This window comes from Streptomyces lincolnensis, assembly GCF_021173675.1.
Lineage (GTDB): Bacteria > Actinomycetota > Actinomycetes > Streptomycetales > Streptomycetaceae > Streptomyces > Streptomyces lincolnensis_B.
In genome coordinates this window covers 85,156-101,361 of the sequence record NZ_JAIHON010000025.1, presented here as the reverse complement: position 1 = coordinate 101,361, position 16,206 = coordinate 85,156, and the positions used below count along the sequence as shown (strand labels likewise).

The following is a 16,206-nucleotide window of genomic DNA, read 5'->3' as shown; positions in this document are numbered from 1 at the left end:
CGCCAGGGACTCGAACCCCGGACCCGCTGATGCTGCATTTCCCGGGGGCAACCCCCGGACCCCCGGCCGCCTCTGCGGCACCGGGAAGCACTCGCGCCCATGGCGAAGGCCCCCCGCACTTGCGAGGGGCCTTACCTGTCTGTGCGCCGCCAGGGACTCGAACCCCGGACCCGCTGATTAAGAGTCAGCTGCTCTAACCAACTGAGCTAGCGGCGCCTGCTGACGTCGTAGACCTTAGCACCCTGATCGGCGGGAGGAAAAATCGATATCCGCACGGCCGCGCGGGCCGCCCGGACGGCCGCCCAGAGCAGGATCTCGGGCCCCGGGAGCCAGGGGTGACGGGTGTCAGGGGCGACCAGCCAGCGGGAGTCGGGGCGGGCGGAGGAGGGGGTGTAGGCGGCCGTCGGGGCGGGGAGGGTGACCGCGTCTCCGGTGCCGTGGCACAGCAGCGGCGGGATCGCGCCGGTGCGGCCGAACTCCTCCCAGTGCAGCAGCGACGGCAGCCGGTGAGCCGTGCCCGGTGCGGCGAACAGCAGCACCCGGCCCCGGAACACCGCCACCGGACCCGACCCCGGGCCCTCGTCCCACAGCCGGTCGAGCATCCGGCGGCCGAAGATCGCGGGCGCGCCCACGACGTCGAACGCGGTACCGCAGGGCAGGACGACCGGGGCGTCCGGACGTTCCTCCCAGAGGGCCAGGGTGCTGCGCGGATACGTTCCGGCAGAGGCGAGCCAGGCCGCGCCGTCCGCGGTGACGCCTGAGATGCCGGAGACGTCGCAGCGTTGCTCTTCCCGTGCGTTGCTCATGGCATATACGTCTACGGGGTGTGAGTGTTCCGTTTCCCAGAGTTGCCGAAAGACCGGACGAGAAGGGGCGGGAGGGGGTATCTTGCGCGGCTGGCATATGCCAGGAACCGGGGTGCGTCTACACCGGATCGACCGAGCCGAGGCCCTCCGCGCCGCCGCGCAGCAGGTCACGGCCGAACTCGACCATCCGCTTCGCGTAGTCCTCGGTCCACTCGGCCCGCTCGGCGATGTCCGCCGTCGTCAGCCGGTCGAAGCGGCGCGGGTCGGCCAGCTGGGCCGCCGCGATCGCCTGGAACTCCACGGCACGGTCGGTCGCCGCGCGGAAGGCGTGCGTCAGCTCCGTCGCGCGGGACAGCAGGGCGCGGGGGTCGTCGATCGACTCCAGATCGAAGAAGTGCTCCGGGTCGGCGGCGGCCTGCGCGGGCTCGAAGAGCAGGGGCGCGGGGCGTAGCCGCGATTCGTTCCGACGCGGCGTGTGCTCCGCCATGTCTTCTCCTCCTCGTGGGTCACGGGTGAGTGGGCCACCGTCCATTGTCCCAAGCCCGCGCAAGGGGGCCGGGGTCCTCCGGCGGTCTCAAGGATTCCGACCGCTGTGATGTTCCCCGCCGATCACCCCTGCCACGCCACCTGGCGCTCCGCGGGTTTCACCGGTCCCCACGACCCGCCGCCTCCGGCGGTGTGCCGGACTCCGTCCGGCGGGGGAGTGGGACGTGGTGGGCGATGTGCGGGTGCTCGGCGGGACGGTGCGTCTGTCACCCCTGCCACGCCACCTTGTGCTCGGCCAGTTTCGCCAGCACCGCGTGGTTCGCCTCCCAGCCGTCGGGGAACTTCACCAGCGTTCCCAGCTGGACCGGTTCCGTGGAGGGGTAGTCGTCCAGGAGGTCGGTGACGCCGGCGCGGCAGACGACGATGCAGGCGTGGCGGTGGCGGGAGGCCAGGACGCACAGGCGGCCGGTCTCCAGGTGGAAGGCTGTGGCGTCGGGGCGGCCGGACAGGGGGTGGAGGACGACCGTGACGTCGAACTCGCGGCCCTGGAGACGATTGGCCGTGTCGACCGTGACGTCCGCCACGCCCAGCTCGGCCAGGGCCGCGCGGACGGCCGCCGCCTGGTCCCGGTGGGCGGTGCCGACGGCGATCCGGTCGGGCGTCAGCGGCGTGGGGTCGGGGGAGCGCTCCGAGACCGCCGCGCCACTCCGGTCCAGCAGCCGCCGTACGACGGCCGCCACCGCCCGTACCGCCTCCGGGTCCGTGCGCGGGGTGTGCCGGGCGGGCAGCTCCAGCAGGCCCCAGCCCGACTCCGCCGCCTCGTCGATCACCCGGTCGGGACCCGAGCCGTCCGACGGGACGCCGAAGGACAGCCGGCGGTCCCCGTGGTCCGTGCCGCTGCGGAAGGGGGTGAAGGGATAGAAGGCGTCCGAGACCAGGGGCGCCGCCGAGGCCGGGAGCCGCCAGGACACCGGCAGCCGGTGCTGGGGGAGTTCCGGATTGTGCGCGAGCAGGGTCGTCACGGCCGAGGCCGAGGGGTCGTAGGACAGGCCCGCCCACTGCTCGCTGCCGACGATCGCGAACGGGTCCAGCTGGCCCGGATCGCCCACGAACAGCGCCCGCTCGAACAGCCCGGCGACGGCGAGCAGCGCGTCGGAGCGCATCTGGTAGGCCTCGTCGACGATCGCGTGCCGCCAGGGTTCGTCGACCTTGACGTGCCCCCATTTCGCGGCCGTCGAGATCACCACCGCGAGCCCGGCGAGATCGGCCGCCTTCGCCGACTTGCGGACGTTCGGCAGGTCGTCGAGCGCCTTGTCGTACGGGTCGGTGTCACTGCTGTGCAGACGCCCCACCGGCAGCTCGGGACTCTTCTCGGCGAGCCGCAGGACGAGATCGTCCACCTGCGCGTTCGTCTGCGCGACCACCATCAGTGGGCGCCCGGCGTCGGCGAGTTCGAGCGCGGCGCGGACGACGAGTGTGGACTTCCCGGCGCCGGGCGGGGAGTCCACGACCACGCCCCGGTGGGTGCCGTGCAGGGTGTCGTGGAGGATCGCCGCGGTGGCCCGGCCGGCCTCGGCGCCGGGGTCGAAGGCAGGGATGGCCGGAGTGGCCGGAGTGGCCGGGGTGGTCACAGAACGTCCTCCGCGGTCAGGGGATCGGCGCTTTCCGGTACGGCGGCCGCCTCGCCGGGCGGACCGCCGTGCGTCCACGGGGTGTCCTCCGGGTCGGGCAGCTTCGCGCCGCCGCGCTGTTCGTGCTCGAAGAGCGTGAAACAGACCCGGTCGCCCTTCTCCGGCACCGATCCCGCCTCGGGCTCCTTGCCGCGGCCCATCTTGTCCATGATCCGCAGGACGAGAATCCCCTCGTCCTCCTGCCCGACGAACTCCGCCGCCTGCGGCTTGCCGCCCAGCGAGCGGTACACCCGGGCCCGCTCGCCCAGATGCGGCCGGTCGTCCGTGCGGACGGTCACCAGCGGGCGGGGGCTCGGCCGCTTTCCCTCGCTGTACGCCATGACGACATCCGTGACCTCGCCCGTGAACGCCTCTCCGGACAGCCGCCGCCCGGCCATCACCAGCGGGTCGTCCAGCGCCTCCTGGGCCTCCAGCCGGGCCTGCTCGCGCTCGCGCGCGGCCAGCTTGTTCGCGGCGGTGACCGCGTCGTCGCGGCGCGGCTGCGGGGGCTCACCGGCCAGGACGCGGTCGCGGTGGGCGGTGAAGGACCAGCGGTCGCGGGTCCACCGCTCCTCGACGTGCGCGCCCTCCGGCAGCGCCCGCAGCAGGTCCAGGCCCCGCCACACCGCGTCCCAGGTGGGGCGGGTCCGGCTCTCGACCAGCTCCCGCAGCTCGTGCTCGGCCGCGGTGAGGATGCCGAGCCGGTCGTCGGCCTCCAGACCGTCCTCGGCGGCGGCGAGGGCGGTGCGGGCACGGTCGTAGCGCTCGATGGCCGGGGCGAGGAGCTTGTTGTCGAAGGCCGGGTCGGTGGCCGGTCCCGCGGGCGGGCACAGCAGCTGGCCCCGGGCGTCCCGCGTCAGCTCCGCGTCCAGCGCGGCCTCGGCCCCGGACCTCCCCTCGGGCGGGTCGATCCAGGCGAGCAGCGCGCCCAGATGCTGGTCCTCCAGGGTGGACTGGCCGGTCGTCCAGTGCCGGGCCAGCAGGTCCGTCATGGCCGGCAGCAGCGAGGAGCCCGGCACCCGGGCCCGCTCCCCGAAATGCGTCAGCCACCTCCCGAGCAACGGCAGCCGGGGCGGCGCGGGATACGGCGTCTCCGGGTCCTGCTCCGCCGTACGCCGAAAACGCAGCGAGCGGCCCAGCAGCCGGACGAACTCCACGCCCGCGCGGCTCGGCACGATCAGCTGCGGGGCGTCCGAGCACAGGTCGACCTCGACCTTGACCCGCTTGCCGGTCTCCGGGTCGGTGTCGGTGCGCTCGGCTGCCTCCACGGACTCGGCGTACCCGTCGATGTACGGCAGGACGACGTCGGCGAGCTCGGCGAGGAACGCGAACCTGAGGTCACGGTCGCGGGGCTGCGGCACGACCAGCAGGCGCGGCGCGTCCCGGTCGGTGCCCACCAGCGCGCCCAGCGGGGCGCCGGCCTCACCCGCGGTGGTGAGCGGCACGAACACGAGCGGCCGCTCGGCGAGATGCCGGTGCCGGACGGTGGCGGCGGGCTGAGCACGGCCACTGCTGACCGCTTCGAGACGGGCGAGGGTGGAGATCAGCGACATGCCGCCTCCAGGGTGCCCGCCCCGGCCGCGTTCGCGCGCGGGGCCGTCGGGACGAGAGCGGTGACCTGCGCCTGGGAGTGGGCGGGTGCCGTCATGGACGCGCACCTCCCGCGACCGCGAACCCGGCCGTGCCCAGCGCTTCCGCCCGCAGCTCCGCCGCTCTGCGCAGCGCGGCCACCGCGGGGTCGTCCGGATCGCCGGCCTCTCCGCGGGCCGCCGCGAGGACGTCCTCGACCGTGGTGAGACCGCCGAGCTCGGCGCGGACCGAACGGCCGAGGGAGGTCACCGCGCCGGCCGTACGGGAGCGGTCGCGGCAGTGGAAGGCCAGCTCGCAGGCGGACAGGCACTCGGGCGCGTAGGTCGCGGGGACCGACTCGACCGCGGCCGTGAGGTCCTCGACTGGCAGGTCGGGGGAGAAGCAGGTGCCCTCGGGCAGGGCGTCGGCGATGTCTTCAAGGCGGGTGAGACGGGTCAGCTGGCGGGCGGTCACCGCGCGCTGCTTGCGGATGTCGACCGCGGACGCGGCGGGCAGGTTGGAGAAGTCCTTCGGACACACCAGCAGGACGTGGTGCCGCACGCGCGGGGCGGGATCCAGACGGGCCGCGACCTCCTCCAGCGCCAGCACGTACACCGCTGCCTGGCGCGCCGCCGCGCCCACCTTCGCCGGGTCCGCCGAGCCGTCGAGCATCGGGAAGGACTTGATCTCCACGACCGTCCAGCCGCCGTCCGGATGCACCACCACCGCGTCCGGCTCCAGGAAGGCGGGGGAGCCCGCCACGTCGAGCGCCAGCATCGGATGGTCGAGCAGCGCCCACGCGCCGGCCGCGGTGGCCTCCCGCAGGGCGAGCGCGGTACGGGCCGTGCGGCCCTCGGGGCCGATGGCGGTGAGGTCGGGGAGCTGGGCCCCGGACGGCGGCTCGGCGCCCGGGTCGAGTTTCTCGTGCACCAGCCGCAGCAGCTCCGCGCCACCGTCGGACTTCACCCGCGCCTCGAAGGCGTTGCCCCGGGTCAGGGCGAACTGCGACTGCCCGAAGGCGGACGGGGCGCCCAGCGCGCTCGCCAGCGTCGTCTTGTCCACCCCGGCGCCGTCGAGGATCGCGCGCCGCTCGCACCCGGGGTTGGCGGCGAGCGCCGCCAGGGCACGCGCGTCCAGCGCCTTGGCAGGGACGTCGGGGCCGCGCAGCTCAGCGAGCCGGTGCCGGAGCGCCGTCTCCCGCTTCCGCGGGGGAGGCACTGGGCTCGGCCCCGTCGGGGAACCGTGACTCGCGATGCCGTGGAAATTGCTCACCCGCGGAAGTCTGGCATCCGCCACTGACAATTGAGGCGGTTGCGCCACGAGAGCCCGCCGGGACCGGGGTGGTCGCGCCGGGCGAACCCGCCGTGAGCCCCGCCACCCGGGCCCGCAGCAGCGCCCCGGCCCGCTGCGCGGTCCGCATGACGTACGGCGTGAGCAGCAGGCCGACCCCCATCACGGCCGCGCCCGCGACCGCGTCGAGGAAGTAGTGGTTCGCGGTGCCCATCACCACGATCGTGGTGATCAGCGGGTACAGGACCGCCGCGGTCCTCGTCAGCGGCGACCGCCCGTACTTCCACAGCATCACACCGCACCACAGCGCCCAGCCCACGTGCAGGCTCGGCATCGCCGCGTACTGGTTGGTCATCCCGCCCAGACCCCGCGGGGCGCTGGCCTCGCCGCCCCACCAGCCGTACGAGCTGTACTGGGCCATCGTGTCCACGAAGCCGTGGTTCGCCGAGAGCAGGCGCGGCGGGCAGGTCGGGAGCAGGGTGAAGCCGATCAGGCCGATGAAGGTGGACGTCATCAGCCAGGTGCGGGCCGCCCGGTAGCGCACGGCGTGCGACCGGAACAGCCAGATCAGGACGGCGGGCGTCACCACGTAGTGCAGCGAGGCGTACCAGAAGTCGGCCGGTACGCCGAGCCACGCCTCCCGGGTGAAGAGCCGGTTCAGCGGGTGCTCCGCGTTGAGGTACAGGAACTTCTCGACGCGCAGGATCGCCAGTCCGTGGTCGACGGCGGTGGAGACGTCGCCCCGGGCCAGCAGCCGGCCCGCCGAGTAGCAGGCGTACACCAGGAGGATCAGCGGCAGCTCGGTCCACCAGCGCAGCCGGATCCGTGGGGCCGCCTCGGTGCCTGGTGTCTCGGTCAGCGGCATCCGATCGCCCTCCCCCTTCTCTCGCGCGCGTCCGGTGGTATCCGTCCGGTCGTGCCACTTTACGGCGTGTTCGGCGCTCCCCCATGGAGCGCCCCCGGCCCTTGAAGACGCAGAGATCGCCCACCGGGTTGCCCCCGACGGACGGCGCCTCGGCGTGCGCGATGATGGAAGGGTTCCGCTTCTGCCCACTCCCGGAGGGGTCCCTTCATGGCACCGCGCATCCTGCTGGCACGGCACGGACAGACCGCGTGGTCGCTGTCCGGCAAGCACACCGGCAGGACCGACGTACCCCTCCTGGAGGAGGGCCGCAGAGGCGCCAAACTACTCGGTGAACGGCTGCACCGCGCGCCGTTCGGCGCTCTTGCCGGGGTGGAGATACGCACCAGCCCGCTCTCCCGCGCGCGGGAGACCTGCGAACTCGCCGGTTTCGGTGAGCGCGCGAGCACCTGGGACACGCTCATGGAGTGGGACTACGGCGCCTACGAGGGCATGACCCCCGAGGAGATCCAGGCCGTCCGGCCCGGCTGGCTGATCTGGCGCGACGGCGTCCCGGAGGGCGAGTCGCTCGCCGAGATCACCGCACGCGCGGACGAGGTCGTCGCCTGGGCCCGCTCGGCCGACCGGGACGTCCTGGTCTTCGCGCACGGCCACATCCTGCGCTCCATCGGGGCCCGCTGGCTGGGCCTGCCGATCGACTTCGCCGCGCGGATCCGCCTCTACCCCACCTCCCTGTCGATCCTCGGCTGGGCCTACGGCGAACCGGCCATCGAGAGCTGGAACGACCGGGGCCACCTGACCGCGGACTGACCCGCGAGACCATCCCCGAGGCGACGCGACCGGCGCCCAGGGCACTCGGTGCGGCCCCGTCTCCCCGGCGCGCGCGGCGGGGGCGCGGGCGGGTGTCGTGGCCGGCGGCCCGGATACGGGGTGGCCGCCCCCACATCATTCGCGGTGCCATGCCGTGTGCGGGCGCTGGTGTTCTTCCCGTCGGTGGCGCTGCGCGGGGCGTTCCGGTTCCCGGTCGTGTCGGCGGGGTCGGGGCGAACCGACGTAGAGCCGCAGGTCGGGGCACACGGGTGCGCCGAGGTGAAGCCGGGGAGGGGCGGCAGGAGGCGGGCGTGAGACGGCGCCGTGGCTCACGCCGTGCGGGGGAGGCCCGCGTGGCGTTCGAGGAACGCGGAGACTCCCGAGGCGCGCCGGTGCGGCAGCAGTACGCGTGCCGTGCCGGCCAGCATCGACTGGATACGCGAGGACTGGACCTCGCCCAGCAGGTCCAGTACCCGCATCCCGGCCGCCGCGGCCTCGTCGGGACGGCCGCCCCGGGCGAGATCGTCGGCCAGTTCGGCGGTGTACAGCGCGATGTTCCGGGTGAAGTGCGGGTCCTGGAGACGCGCCGCACGGCCCGCGTGCCGGGCCGCGCGCCCCCAGTCGCCCAGCGTGGACCAGCACTGCGCCTCCAGCCCCTCCAGTTCGGCCTCGCCGTAGAAGCTCATCCACTCGGGGTCGGCGTCCGAGCGGCCCCGCTCGAAGAGGGCCTGGGCGCGGGCCAGCGCCTGTTCGCAGCCGGTGCGGTCGGCGAGTCCGGCCCAGCCGCCCGCCTCGCGCAGCGCGAGCAGCGACATCAGCCGGGCGGAGCCGAGTGGGCGTGCGACGCGCTGCGCGGCCTGCGCGGCGCGCACCGCCTCGCGCGGGCGCCCGGCATCCCGTGCGAGGAACGCGGTGTTGCAGAAGGCGTGTGCCTCCAGGGCCTCGTCGCCGCTCGTCCGGGCGGTGGCGAGCGCCTCCGCGTAGTGCGAGCGGGCGTCGTCGAAGCGCCCCGAGTCATGGGCCAGCCAGCCCACCGAGATGGCCAGTTCGCCGGCGCCGGAGTGGAGCCGGTCGGCGGTCGTCCGCCGGGTCACCCCCGCGTCCAGCAGCGCGTAGGCGGCGCGCAGCGGAGTGGCCGCGCGCCGGTAGAGACCGTCCGCGCCGTGCCGGTCGTCGAGCAGCCGGATCCGGCGGACGGCCTCCTCCAGCGCGCTCGCCTCCCCCGCGCCGACGCGCCGGAGGGAACCTCCCACGGCGACGGCCTCGGGGACGAGCCCCAACGGGCCCAGTGAAGCGGCGGCCACCGTGGCGCCCCCGCCGGTCATGAATGCGCGACGCAGCACGTCGCTCTCCTCGTAGTTGTCGTACGTCTCGTACGGGCCCTGTGTGCCGTACGGGTCCTGTCTGTCCTGCGGGTCATACGGCTCGGGCACCCCGGGCGTCTCACCGGCCGCGTACACCGGGCTCATGGCGCGAGCCGGGGGCGCGTCCTCGGACGTGCGCGTCCGGCGTCCGCGGACGGACGAGCGGGGCGCGAACCCGAGGTCGGTGAGCGTGCGGCCGGGGAACATGTGCAGGAACACCCGTTCGTACGCGTAGTTGGGGCAGCGGATCTCGCCCGCCTCGACGCGCCCGACATAGCGCGCGTCGCAGCTGACCCGCTCACCGATCTCGCGGGCGGCACGCCGTACCGCCGCGGCGAACTCGGCCGGCGAGCGCTGTCCGCGCAACTGCCGGAACACGAGGTTCGGCTGCGGTGGTCTGGCGGGCTGGGACGAGGTCACCGTTGACGACGCCATGGCCGGGTCCTCTCGTGCGAACCGTCGAACCACGCCGGAACCGGGGTGGATTCGGCATGAGTTGTCCCTGTGACACCCTGTTTCCGGCGGGCAAGAACGTACCCGCTGTGTCCGACCCGCCACACGGGGTTTGGCTACAAACCGGATATCTCATCCGAGATCTGCCATGAACTGCCATCCTTTGCGGCGGACTTGTGCCGTAGCCGTTGACGCGGGCGGGCGTTGAACCCATCGCAGTCGGACGAGGGTTCCTTGGTGGAGGCCGCGATGGAGTTCAACCAGAGCGTCGATCCTTGTACGCCGGTGTCCTGTGACGTGGTCACGGTGCCGACGCGGCACGGCCTGGAGGCCGTCGACATCCTGCGGCGGGGGGTGGGCGAGGCGGTGGGACCCGTGCTGCACGACGACGGGGGCAAGACCCTGGGGTTCCTGGTGCCGCCCGGGACCGCCGCCGCGTGGGACGTGCCGGGCAGCACCTGCACGGAGACCGAGGGGCGCGGGCTGAGACTGAGCCCCGAGCCCGAACCGCCCGTCCAGGGCGCCGACTGGCTGCTGCCTCCGGGCGACGCCGACCTGGCGACCGACCCGGCGGTGCTGCGGGCCGCGCTGGGCGAGGCGGCGCGGCTGATCGAGGCCGCGGACAACTGCCGCTGACCCACCGGCTGCGCCGACCTGCGCACCGCGCCCGATAATGGCCCCATGGGAAAGTCCAGGAGCGGGCGGCGGCAGGCGGCTGTCGAGGCAGTCGTGGAACCCGTCGACGGCGGCCTCGCCGAGCTGATACCCGACCGGGACCGCGCACGGGCCTGGACCCTCCTGATCGACGGAGCGCCGCAGTCGCACGTGGACCTGGACGACCCGGCGTATCTGTCGTTCGAGTACCAGCGGCGGCTCGGCCATGTCATCGACCTGGTGGCCCCGACCGGCAAGCCCGTGCAGGCCGTGCACCTCGGGGGCGGTGCGCTGACCCTCGCCCGCTATGTCGCCGCGACCCGTCCGCGCTCCACTCAGCAGGTCGTCGAGCGCGACGCGGCCCTCGTCCAACTGGTCCGCAGGGAGCTGCCGTTGGACCCGGGCGCCCGGATCCGGATCCGTTCCGTGGACGCCCGTGAGGGGCTCGCCAAGGTGCCCGACGGCTGGGCCGACCTCGTCATGGCCGATGTCTTCAGCGGGGCCCGCACCCCCGCCCACCTCACCTCCACCGAGTTCCTCGACGAGGTCCGCCGGGCGATGAAGCCGGACGGCTGCTACGCCGCCAACCTCGCCGACGGTCCGCCGCTGGCCCACCTGCGCGGCCAGATCGCCACCGCGGCGGTCCGCTTCCAGGAGCTCGCGCTGATCGCCGACCCGACCGTCCTGCGCGGCAAGCGCTTCGGCAACGCGGTGCTCGTCGCCTCCGACCGCCCGCTCCCCGTCGCCGAACTCACCCGCCGCGCCGCCTCCGACCCGCACCCGGGCCGCGTCGAACACGGCAGGCAGCTCACCGACTTCACCGGCGGGGCCGTACCCGTGACGGACGCGGCGGCGGTGGCGTCCCCGGCGCCGCCGCCCTCCGTGTTCCGGTGACCCAGCGGTCCGACTCAGCAGGTCTGGCTCAGCGGGCGGGACTCAGTAGGTGCCGATCTCCACGCGCGGCGGCCCGTCGTGCCAGGTGCAGAACACCGAGACCCGGTCCGCGCCCGAGCTGAACTCCACCCTGATCCACGACTCGGTCTTCCAGACCTGCATCGACCAGCCGGTGCCGGGCGTGGCCGAGACCAGCGTCGCTGAGGTCCGGCCGAGGTCGAAGACCGCGCGCCCGCCATCGGTGTCGTAGCTCCTGACCTGGCCCGACGCGGCGGGGGACGGGCTCGCCGTCCTGGTGGGCGTGGGAGTCGGCGCGACGGCCGGCTTCCGGGTGGGGCTCGGGGAGGGGGTGGCCGACGGGGTCGGCCGGGGGGTCGGCGACGCCAGCGGCCTCGACTCCTGCGTGGTCGCGTCGGCCGCCGTGACGGGCAGGGCGCGCGGCGGGTCGTAGGCCGTGCCCGCCATCACCGTGTGGACGCCCCACCACGACAGCGTGACCGCCGCGCCCGTGGCGAGCAGCCAGGCCAGTACGAGTACGAGTCCTCTGCGCATCGCGCGCCATACTGCCTCACCCGTCCCACCCGTGTCGCGCTCCTGTCCACAGGGACGAAGTTGTCCACAGGCCCCGGATGCGGCCGTCCCGCATGGCGTACGGTGCGGCGCATGGCAAGTGTGCTCGTGGTCGAGGACGACCAGTTCGTACGCTCGGCGCTCATCCGGCATCTGACCGACGCCTCGCACACCGTGCGCAGCGTCGGGACGGCCCTGGAGGCGCTGCGCGAGGTCGCCCACGTCCGTTTCGACCTCGTCATCCTGGACCTCGGCCTGCCCGACCTGGACGGCGCCGAAGCGCTGAAGATGCTGCGCGGCATCACCGACGTGCCCGTGATCATCGCCACGGCCCGCGACGACGAGACGGAGATCGTCCGCCTGCTGAACGCGGGCGCGGACGACTACCTGACCAAGCCCTTCTCCGTCGAGCACCTGTCGGCCCGCATGACGGCCGTCCTGCGCCGGTCCCGCTCCGCCGTCGGCGAGGCCGCCTCGGACTCCGTGCTCCGCGTCGGCGGCCTGACCGTGGACCCCCTGCGCCGACAGGCCGAACTGGACGGCGTACGACTGGACCTCACCCGCCGCGAGTTCGACCTGCTCGCCTTCCTGGCCGGCCGTCCCGGCGTCGTCGTCCCGCGCAGAGAGCTGCTGGCCGAGGTGTGGCAGCAGTCCTACGGCGACGACCAGACCATCGACGTCCACCTCTCCTGGCTGCGCCGCAAGCTCGGCGAGACGGCCGCGCGGCCCCGCTATCTGCACACCCTGCGCGGTGTCGGCGTGAAGCTGGAGCCGCCGGTGGCGGAGTCCGCCCCGGGATCCTCGGGAGCGGAGCCGGCCCGATGAGGTGGGCCCTGGTCAAGGTCTGTCTGGCGGTCACCACCATGGTCGTGGTCGCCTTCGCGATCCCGCTCGGGCTCGTCATCAAGGAGATGGCCAGGGACCGCGCCTTCTCGGGCGCCGAGCGGGAGGCCGCCGCGGTCGCCCCGGCGCTGTCCATCACCACCGACCGCGACCAGCTGGAACGGGTCGTCGCCTCGGCGGGCTCGGACGCCGGGATGGCCGTGCACATACCGGCGGGCGACGGCACCGCGGCCGTGGACCTGGGGCGGCAGCGTGCCGCCGACGCGGACATCGCGACCGTGCGCAGGCTCGGCCGGGCCTCCACCAGCGACGTGCCCGGCGGCTCCACGTTGCTCCAGCCGGTCGCGCTGAGCTCCGGCGAGATCGCCGTCGTCGAGGTCTTCGTGCCCGAGTCCGAGGTCACCAACGGCGTCGCCACCGCCTGGGCGGTGCTCGCCGCGGTCGGCGTCGCGCTGGTCGTCGGCTCGGTCGCGGTCGCCGACCGGCTGGGCGTGCGGATGGTGCGTCCGGCCCGGCGGCTGGTCGAGGGCGCGCACGAGCTGGGGGAGGGGCAGCTGGGCGCGCGGGTGCCCGAGGACGGGCCGACGGAACTGCGGCTGGCGGCGGTCGCGTTCAACTCCATGGCCGATCAGGTCGTACAACTCCTGGCGAACGAAAGGGAGTTGGCGGCCGATCTCTCCCACCGGCTGCGCACCCCGCTGACCGTGCTGCGGCTGAACGCGGCCTCCCTCGGGGACGGTCCCGCCGCCGAGCAGACCCGGGAGGCGGTCGCCCAGCTGGAGCGCGAGGTCGACACCATCATCCGCACGGCCCGGGACGCCAAACCGCAGACCGCCGCGGCCGGACCGGGCGCCGGATGCGACGCGGCCGAGGTGGTCCGTGAGCGGATGGCGTTCTGGTCGGCGCTGGCCGAGGACGAGGGCCGCAAGTGGCGGGTGGCCGGCGCCGACCGGCCGGTGCGCATCCCCGTCGCCCGCGCCGACCTGGCCGCCGCCCTCGACGCCCTCCTCGGCAACGTCTTCCGGCACACCGCCGAGGGCACCGCCTTCGCCGTCGACCTGCACAATGGCGAGGACGCCGTCATCGTCCTGGTGTCCGACGCCGGCCCCGGCATCCCCGACCCCCAGGCGGCGATGGCCCGCGGCCGCGGCTCCGGCACCACCGGCTCGACCGGCCTCGGCCTCGACATCGTCCGCCGCCTCGCCGAGTCCACCGGCGGCGACGTCCGTATCGGCTCCTCCGTCCTCGGCGGCACCGAGGTCCGCATCTGGATCCAACTCGACGGACGCGAACCGGTACGCCGGGGACACCGGGTACGCAGACGCAGACCGGGCCCGCTGGTCTCCGCCCTCAGCCGTTCCCGGACCCACCCCTGAGCGACCGGCCGCCGTGGAACACCGGGGCGCGGCACGTCCCCTCGGCGTGCCGCGCCCCGTCCCCCGGATCCCCCTCGGGTGGTGGTCAGTCGGTCGTGGCCAGCGGCGGCAGTACGGTCTGGACCGGCGGGAGCGTTCCCGTGCGGGCCGCCTGGGCGTACCAGAGGGCGCTGGACTTGGGGGTGCGTTCGAGGGTGGTGTAGTCGACGTAGACCGCGCCGAAGCGCTTGCCGTAGCCGTAGGCCCACTCGAAGTTGTCCATCAGGGACCACAGGAAGTAGCCGCGGACGTCCGCGCCCTCCGCGATGGCCCGGCGGACCGCGCGCAGATGGCCGTGCAGGTAGGCGATCCGCTCCGGGTCGTGGACACGGCCGTCGGGGTCGGGCTTGTCGTCGTAGGCCGCGCCGTTCTCGGTGACGTACAGGGGCAGGCCCGGGGCCTCCCTGGCGTAGCGCATGATCAGGTCGTGCAGGCCCGTCGGGTCGATCGTCCAGCCCATCTCCGTGCGCTCGCCCGGCGTCTGGTGGAAGGCGACGTCGTCCGCGCCCGGCCAGGGGGAGGCGTCGCTGGAGCCGTGGCCGTCGGCGCGCGGGCCGTCCGCGTCCGGGTCCGCCGCCGAGACCAGCGTCGGCGTGTAGTAGTTGAGGCCGAGCGCGTCCAGCGGCTGGTTGATGGCCTCCAGGTCGCCGTCCAGGACGTAGGACCAGTCCGTGAGCAGCTCCGTCGCGGCGAACAGCGTCTCCGGGTAGGCCCCGTGCAGGATCGGCCCGTGGAAGACCCCGTTGGCCAGGTCGTCGATCTTGCGCACCGCCGCCAGGTCCGCCGGGTCCGGCGAGAGCGGCCTGACCACCGAGGAGTTCAGGCTCACCGCGACCGAGTTGCGGGCCGGCATCACCGAACGCAGGGCGGTGGTGCCCAGACCGTGCGCCAGGTTCAGGTGGTGCGCGGCCTTCAGCGAGGCCGCCGGGTCGGTCCGGCCGGGCGCGTGGACGCCCGAGGCGTAGCCCAGGAAGGCGCTGCACCACGGCTCGTTGAGCGTGATCCACTGCTCCACCCGGTCGCCGAGCGCCTCGCCGACGATCTGCGCGTACTCGGCGAACCGGTACGCCGTGTCGCGCTCCGGCCAGCCGCCCGCGTCCTCCAGCTCCTGGGGCAGGTCCCAGTGGTAGAGGGTGACCGCGGGCTTGATCCCCACGGACAGCAGCTCGTCCACCAGACGGCGGTAGAAGTCCAGGCCGCGCTGGACCGCCGGGCCCCGCCCGGTCGGCTGCACCCGCGACCAGGAGATCGAGAAGCGGTACGCGTTCAGGCCCAGGTCCGCCATCATCCGTACGTCGTCGCGGTACCGGTGGTAGTGGTCGACAGCGATGTCACCGTGCTCACCGCCGGCCGTGCGGCCCGGGGTATGGCTGAAGGTGTCCCAGATGGAGGGCGTGCGGCCGTCCTCCCGCACCGCCCCCTCGATCTGGTAGGCGGAGGTCGCGGCGCCCCAGAGGAAGGCGGGGGGAAAGGTCACCGGTGTCACCGGCGATTCGGACTCAGGCATGGAAGCGCTCCCATAGAAGGTCGTGGAGACCGACGGGGTGGATGAGGGGAGGGGGAGACGGGGGGCCGAGGCAGCGGTGGCTCGGCCCCCGTGAGAAACGGGCTCAGCCCTTGACGGCGCCCTGCATGATGCCGCCCACGATCTGCTTGCCGAAGATCGCGAAGACGATCAGCAGCGGCAGCGTGCCCAGCAGCGCGCCCGCCATGATCAGGGACTGGTCGGGCGTGTAACCACTGCCCAGGCCCGCGACCGCCACCTGCACGGTCGGATTGCCTGTCTGGGTGAGGACCAGGAAGGGCCACAGGAAGTCGTTCCAGGTCTGCACGAACATCAGCATGCCGAGGACGGCCATCGCCGGGCGCGCGGTCGGGAACACCACGTGCCACACCACGCGCCAGCTGCTCGCGCCGTCCACCCGGGCCGCCTCGATGATCTCGTCCGGCAGGGCCTGGAGCAGATACTGCCGCATGAAGAACACGCCGAAGGCGCTCACCAGCGACGGCAGGATCACCGCCTGGAGCTGGTCGGTCCAGTCCAGCTCGGCGACCATCATGTACAGCGGGACGACCTGGAGCTGCGGCGGCACCATCATCGTGCCGATCACGATCAGCATCAGCGCGCCCCGGCCCCGGAACCTCAGCTTGGCGAAGGCGAATCCGGCGATCGTCGACAGGAACACGATGGTCAGCGCCGAAACACCGGCCACGATCGTGGTGTTGAAGAACGCCTCGCCCAGATTGGCGTCCGTCCAGGCCAGTTCGAGCTTGTCGAACAGCCCGCCGCCGAACCAGAACGGCGGCGGTGTCTGCGCCAGGCGCTGGTTGTCGCGCGAGGCGGCGATCGCCGTCCACACCAGCGGGAACAGCGATACGACGGTGAACACGCCGAGGATGATGTACGCCACCGGACCGGCGTGCATGTGCCCGCCCGCCCGTGCCGCCTTCATCCCGCGCGACCGCTTGGGAGGCTTGGGCTCCGCGTCCGCCGGGGGTTTCGTCAGTGTCGTCGTCACG

Annotated in this window: 15 protein-coding genes and 1 tRNA gene; 5 read left to right on the top strand and 11 right to left on the bottom strand. The window is 73.6% G+C overall.

Features of this window, described 5'->3' with window-relative positions; all coding sequences use genetic code 11:
- Positions 1 to 142: 142 nt before the first annotated feature.
- The 7 genes from K4B79_RS45220 to K4B79_RS45190 form a co-directional block, all read right to left on the bottom strand.
- Positions 143 to 216: transfer RNA gene (locus K4B79_RS45220), tRNA-Lys, on the bottom strand.
- On the bottom strand, positions 207 to 806 hold the full coding sequence (locus tag K4B79_RS45215) for a bifunctional DNA primase/polymerase (RefSeq protein WP_232033295.1): 600 nt from the start codon (positions 804 to 806) through the stop codon (positions 207 to 209). The genes K4B79_RS45220 and K4B79_RS45215 overlap by 10 nt, the downstream gene beginning before the upstream one ends.
- 118 nt (positions 807 to 924) lie before the next feature.
- A complete protein-coding gene (locus K4B79_RS45210) occupies positions 925 to 1,293 on the bottom strand; it encodes a hypothetical protein (protein WP_232033294.1) in 369 nt (122 codons plus the stop codon).
- Between the two features lie 265 nt (positions 1,294 to 1,558).
- Entirely contained in the window at positions 1,559 to 2,923 is a 1,365-nt protein-coding gene (locus K4B79_RS45205) for an AAA domain-containing protein (protein ID WP_232033293.1), read from the bottom strand.
- Positions 2,920 to 4,515: a hypothetical protein gene (locus K4B79_RS45200; protein ID WP_232033292.1), complete on the bottom strand. Its 1,596-nt coding sequence runs from the start codon at positions 4,513 to 4,515 to the stop codon at positions 2,920 to 2,922. The genes K4B79_RS45205 and K4B79_RS45200 overlap by 4 nt, the downstream gene beginning before the upstream one ends.
- A gap of 91 nt (positions 4,516 to 4,606) precedes the next feature.
- Entirely contained in the window at positions 4,607 to 5,749 is a 1,143-nt protein-coding gene (locus tag K4B79_RS45195) for a hypothetical protein (protein ID WP_232033291.1), read from the bottom strand.
- Entirely contained in the window at positions 5,700 to 6,686 is a 987-nt protein-coding gene (locus tag K4B79_RS45190) for a phosphatase PAP2 family protein (protein WP_232033290.1), read from the bottom strand. Before K4B79_RS45190 ends, K4B79_RS45195 begins: the two co-directional genes overlap by 50 nt.
- 207 nt (positions 6,687 to 6,893) lie before the next feature.
- On the opposite strand from K4B79_RS45190, the gene K4B79_RS45185 reads away from it, so the two are divergent.
- The gene (locus K4B79_RS45185; protein WP_232033289.1) at positions 6,894 to 7,493 is read left to right on the top strand and encodes a histidine phosphatase family protein; all 600 of its coding nucleotides are present in this window, start codon (positions 6,894 to 6,896) and stop codon (positions 7,491 to 7,493) included.
- A 329-nt stretch (positions 7,494 to 7,822) separates the two neighbouring features.
- On the opposite strand, the gene K4B79_RS45180 is transcribed toward K4B79_RS45185, so the two are convergent.
- On the bottom strand, positions 7,823 to 9,292 hold the full coding sequence (locus tag K4B79_RS45180; RefSeq protein ID WP_232033288.1) for a hypothetical protein: 1,470 nt from the start codon (positions 9,290 to 9,292) through the stop codon (positions 7,823 to 7,825).
- A gap of 267 nt (positions 9,293 to 9,559) precedes the next feature.
- Between K4B79_RS45180 and K4B79_RS45175 the strand changes: the two genes are divergently transcribed.
- On the top strand, positions 9,560 to 9,946 hold the full coding sequence (locus K4B79_RS45175; protein WP_232033287.1) for a hypothetical protein: 387 nt from the start codon (positions 9,560 to 9,562) through the stop codon (positions 9,944 to 9,946).
- Between the two features lie 45 nt (positions 9,947 to 9,991).
- Entirely contained in the window at positions 9,992 to 10,858 is an 867-nt protein-coding gene (locus tag K4B79_RS45170; RefSeq protein ID WP_232033286.1) for a spermidine synthase, read from the top strand.
- Positions 10,859 to 10,900: 42 nt separating this feature from the next.
- Here K4B79_RS45170 and K4B79_RS45165 read toward each other — a convergent pair whose 3' ends face one another.
- Positions 10,901 to 11,410 carry a hypothetical protein gene (locus K4B79_RS45165; protein ID WP_232033285.1) on the bottom strand — a complete coding sequence of 170 codons (510 nt, stop codon included), beginning with the start codon at positions 11,408 to 11,410 and terminating at the stop codon, positions 10,901 to 10,903.
- Positions 11,411 to 11,521: 111 nt separating this feature from the next.
- Here K4B79_RS45165 and K4B79_RS45160 point away from each other — a divergent pair, with 111 nt between their 5' ends.
- A complete protein-coding gene (locus K4B79_RS45160) occupies positions 11,522 to 12,253 on the top strand; it encodes a response regulator transcription factor (RefSeq protein WP_232033284.1) in 732 nt (243 codons plus the stop codon).
- Positions 12,250 to 13,647, top strand: a complete 1,398-nt coding sequence (locus K4B79_RS45155; RefSeq protein WP_232033283.1) for a sensor histidine kinase — start codon at positions 12,250 to 12,252, stop codon at positions 13,645 to 13,647. Before K4B79_RS45160 ends, K4B79_RS45155 begins: the two co-directional genes overlap by 4 nt.
- An 85-nt stretch (positions 13,648 to 13,732) precedes the next feature.
- Here the strand turns inward: K4B79_RS45155 and K4B79_RS45150 are convergent, their stop codons facing one another.
- Positions 13,733 to 15,193, bottom strand: a complete 1,461-nt coding sequence (locus K4B79_RS45150; RefSeq protein WP_232033282.1) for a GH1 family beta-glucosidase — start codon at positions 15,191 to 15,193, stop codon at positions 13,733 to 13,735.
- A 103-nt stretch (positions 15,194 to 15,296) separates the two neighbouring features.
- On the bottom strand, positions 15,297 to 16,205 hold the full coding sequence (locus tag K4B79_RS45145) for a carbohydrate ABC transporter permease (RefSeq protein WP_232033281.1): 909 nt from the start codon (positions 16,203 to 16,205) through the stop codon (positions 15,297 to 15,299).
- Between the last annotated feature and the right edge of the window lies 1 nt (position 16,206).

Coding starts and splice junctions, on each gene's coding strand:
- K4B79_RS45180 (WP_232033288.1), bottom strand. CDS start 9,292: ATGGCGTCGTCAACGGTGACCTCGTCCCAGCCCGCCAGACCACCGCAG.
- K4B79_RS45170 (WP_232033286.1), top strand. CDS start 9,992: ATGGGAAAGTCCAGGAGCGGGCGGCGGCAGGCGGCTGTCGAGGCAGTC.
- K4B79_RS45150 (WP_232033282.1), bottom strand. CDS start 15,193: ATGCCTGAGTCCGAATCGCCGGTGACACCGGTGACCTTTCCCCCCGCC.
- K4B79_RS45190 (WP_232033290.1), bottom strand. CDS start 6,686: ATGCCGCTGACCGAGACACCAGGCACCGAGGCGGCCCCACGGATCCGG.
- K4B79_RS45185 (WP_232033289.1), top strand. CDS start 6,894: ATGGCACCGCGCATCCTGCTGGCACGGCACGGACAGACCGCGTGGTCG.
- K4B79_RS45200 (WP_232033292.1), bottom strand. CDS start 4,515: ATGTCGCTGATCTCCACCCTCGCCCGTCTCGAAGCGGTCAGCAGTGGC.
- K4B79_RS45165 (WP_232033285.1), bottom strand. CDS start 11,410: ATGCGCAGAGGACTCGTACTCGTACTGGCCTGGCTGCTCGCCACGGGC.
- K4B79_RS45215 (WP_232033295.1), bottom strand. CDS start 806: ATGAGCAACGCACGGGAAGAGCAACGCTGCGACGTCTCCGGCATCTCA.
- K4B79_RS45155 (WP_232033283.1), top strand. CDS start 12,250: ATGAGGTGGGCCCTGGTCAAGGTCTGTCTGGCGGTCACCACCATGGTC.
- K4B79_RS45175 (WP_232033287.1), top strand. CDS start 9,560: ATGGAGTTCAACCAGAGCGTCGATCCTTGTACGCCGGTGTCCTGTGAC.
- K4B79_RS45160 (WP_232033284.1), top strand. CDS start 11,522: ATGGCAAGTGTGCTCGTGGTCGAGGACGACCAGTTCGTACGCTCGGCG.
- K4B79_RS45210 (WP_232033294.1), bottom strand. CDS start 1,293: ATGGCGGAGCACACGCCGCGTCGGAACGAATCGCGGCTACGCCCCGCG.